This window comes from Candidatus Regiella insecticola LSR1, assembly GCF_000143625.1.
GTDB lineage: Bacteria > Pseudomonadota > Gammaproteobacteria > Enterobacterales > Enterobacteriaceae > Regiella > Regiella insecticola.
In genome coordinates, this window is record NZ_GL379725.1 from 1 (window position 1) to 3012 (window position 3012).

The following is a 3012-nucleotide window of genomic DNA, read 5'->3' on the forward strand; positions in this document are numbered from 1 at the left end:
CTTAATGCGGATCTCAATGTGGCCGAAGGCAGCCAGGACATGACCTTGAACGGGGTGATTAAAGGGGAAGGGAAAATAATCAAATCGGGCTCTGCTGCATTACAGTTGAATCAGTCTAACCACTATAGTGGTGGCACTGTGCTTAATAAGGGCACAGTGCGACTCAGTAATGCTAAGGCGTTGGGCAGTGGTGGTTTAGTGGTCACAGGTAGCGCGACCTTGGATACCGTTCCTCATCTCGTGTTGGACACGCCTATTGAGCTGAAAGCTGATCTTGATATCACAGGCCGCTATCTGACCTTGAACAGTATTATTTCAGGCTCAGGCGGCATAATTAAATCCAGCTCTGCACCACTTAGGTTAAATGCGGCTAACCGTTATAACGGTGGCACTACGCTTTACGATGGTAAATTGTTATTGGGGCATCCGATGGCATTAGGTCAGGGTGCCTTGATGATCAAAGGGGCGGCTATCCTCGATAATCAGCTTGAATTGGCGTTGAATAATCGCATTGAATTGCAGGATGATCTCAATGTCATGGGCATAGAAAATTTGACCTTGAACGCTGTCATCTCAGGGACTAAAGGGTTAACTAAATACGGTCAAGCGGCGCTGACGCTGAATGCGGCTAACACTTACCAGGGGATACCACTTTGTATGACGGTACTTTGGCTCTCGGCAAGGGAGCCCGTTTGGCCGCAACTAACAGAGTAAATATGATTGGCGCTAAAGCGAAATGGGATATTTCGGCGGCGGGGGATCAGCGTATTGGCGCTTTAACCGGAGTGATCGGCAGTGGAGTCGATTTAGGAAAAAATTCGCTTACTTTTGGTAATGATAAACAACAAACCTTTGCAGGGGTGATCAGCGGTCAAGGGGGAATAACAAAAATAGGAAAGGGAAAAGCAATATTGAGTGGTACCAATACGTTTACCGGTAACACAACGATTGATGAAGGTGCGTTACAAATTGGTGATGGAGGCACAGGGGGGAGCCTAGTTGGCGATATTATTAACAATAGTTTGCTGATATTTAATCATGTTGATAACCGTGTTTTTAGCGGCGCGATCAGCGGCAAGGGGAGTCTTATTAAAGAAGGGAAAGGACAATTAATACTGGCAGGAAATAACACTTATACCGGGGAGACGGTGGTTAACGCAGGGGTGCTGAAGGTGGTCGGCTCTTTTCCTCAGGCTAAGGTAAAAATCAATAATGGGGCGATTTTTCAAGCCATAGGGACGGTAGGTGACTTAAATGTTGAAACTGGGGCGACTTTTACCACCACTAATCGTACGGTTCGTTCAACGGTGCCCAGTAGTGATAGTGATCTCAATAATCATTTACAGGTAGTGGGTGATGTTAATTTTGCCGCGGGTTCATTTTATGATGTGCAGCTCGATGAACAACAAAGTGACGCGATCAGCGTTACCGGTCAGGCTAATGTATCGGGTGCAACCCTGAGAATACAAGCGGCTCCAGGCGCTTATCCATTAGAGAAGGAATATGAAATTTTGACCGCCGAGAAGGGGATCAAGGGTACCTTTGCTAATATCACTTCTGATCTGGTGTTTAGAACACCCAGGCTGCGTCAAAATGAGCATAGTACAGTGCTAGCGGTACCACGCAATGAGATCCCTTTTGAGCAGTTAGCAGACAACCAAAATCAAAAAAATGTGGCGAAAATACTAGACAAACAGGAGATGCCAACTGATCTCAAACATCCTTTATCGTGGCTTAATGAGGACTCTGCTCACACCGCGTTCGATAATTTATCTGGAGCCGTTCAAGCCAGTGTACATAGTATTTTACTTGCTAATAGTCATACCATCAGAGAAGTAGTGACGACAGCGATGCATCGCAGAAAGGCGGCTGACAATCACCAAAGCGTTTGGGGAAATTTACTGGCTAGCAAGAGCAGTTTAAAAGGAGATAGTAAGACTGAGGGAGTGGATCATCGTACCCATGGGTTGGTTATCGGTAGCGACATTAAGTTAGGTGATCATTGGCATGTCGGTATTGCCGGGGCAGTAGGCCAGACTTTTTTCAATACTGATCAAGCGGGCAGTTCTGGCGTTATTGATAATTATAATCTGGCGTTATACGGTGGATCGCATTTGGGCGCATTAGCCGCAAGATTCGGTGGTGCTTATGCTTTCCATGATCTTAATCTTAATCTTAATCTTGATCGCCGCATTGTATTTCCCGGTTTTAGTGAAACGGTTAAATCAAATTATAACGCGGGAACAATGCAGTTTTGGGGGGAACTGAGTTATGCCATCCCCACAAACGCGGCGCTGTTCGAACCTTTCTTTGGTTTGGCGCATGTCAGTGTACAGAGTGATAAATTTACCGAGACAGCGGGAAGCAGTGCATTGATGGGGAATAAAGATAACCACCATGTGACTTTTTCAACCTTGGGATTAAGAACAGAGGTCGCTTTTGATAGCTTTGATTCAAGGGTCAGTAGCCGTGGATCTCTTGCTTGGCGTCGCGGATGGGGAGATTTGGCATCCACCAAAAATCTTGCTTTTAATGACAAAAGCACCGATTTTTTTGACGTCGTCGGCGTTCCTATCACGAAAGATGCCTTGCTGGTGGCAAGTGGTATCGACATTAAGATCGGTAAAAAATGCATGCTAGAGGTGGGCTATACTGGCCAATTTGCTGCAAAAATGAAAGATAATGCGATTAGTACGCGGATAAAATGGTTTTTTTAATCTGCAAAACCGTAGTGAGGGGGATGAATTCGGCGTTGCGCGGTGCTCACAATCCTCATGTTGTGTACACTCCGGTTGCTGCGCTCCGTGCGCCTTGACTCCGCGCTACACAGCAGGCTATGCAATAAGTCTTTTGTAAAAAAAGGGCTCAAAGAAGATTGCGAATGGGCTCTTGCGACGATCTCGGTGCCAAGCAGTATGTTTTGTAGCAGCTGTACTATATAATCTGCCTCTTTTTAAAAATAGAGGCTGTTATGGCTATCGAACGTACCCTATCGATCATTAAGCCCAATGC

At 45.9% G+C, this 3012-nt stretch carries 2 protein-coding genes; both read left to right on the forward strand.

The features are described 5' to 3' along the window. Nucleotides 1-714, forward strand: a 714-nt coding sequence (locus tag REG_RS10080) for an autotransporter-associated beta strand repeat-containing protein (protein WP_039908878.1), incomplete at its 5' end; no start/stop codon positions are given. Further along, nucleotides 693-2717 (forward strand): autotransporter outer membrane beta-barrel domain-containing protein, encoded by a 2025-nt coding sequence (locus REG_RS10085; protein WP_141553686.1) that lies wholly within the window; start codon nt 693-695, stop codon nt 2715-2717. The genes REG_RS10080 and REG_RS10085, both read left to right, overlap by 22 nt. Nucleotides 2718-3012 lie beyond the last annotated feature (295 nt).